The 248-nt window shown below is 53.6% G+C and carries 1 protein-coding gene; it reads left to right on the forward strand.

The genetic code is table 11. From position 1 onward, the window contains the following. Positions 1-248: hypothetical protein (locus AMS65_RS18950; protein ID WP_206542030.1), on the forward strand; the 248-nt coding region annotated here is incomplete at both ends.

Raw genomic sequence — 248 nt, forward strand, 5'->3', positions numbered from 1 at the left:
CCCTTATCAAGTTTCCAGCGGTGAGAGCGGGGCGACATCGGTAGAGTTCAAAGAAGCGGTGCTGGGTATGGACGTCACGCCGGTTGTGCTACCCAATGGCCGGGTGCGCCTGAAAATTCATATCAGCGAAAATATGCCTGGGCAGGATTTACAGCAGGCCGATGGCGAAACACTGGCCATTGATAAGCAAGAAATCGAAAATCAGGTTGAAGTCAACAGTGGAGAAACGCTGGCGCTGGGCTGGCTCT

This window comes from Leucobacter celer subsp. astrifaciens (assembly GCF_001273835.1).
Lineage (GTDB): Bacteria > Actinomycetota > Actinomycetes > Actinomycetales > Microbacteriaceae > Leucobacter > Leucobacter celer.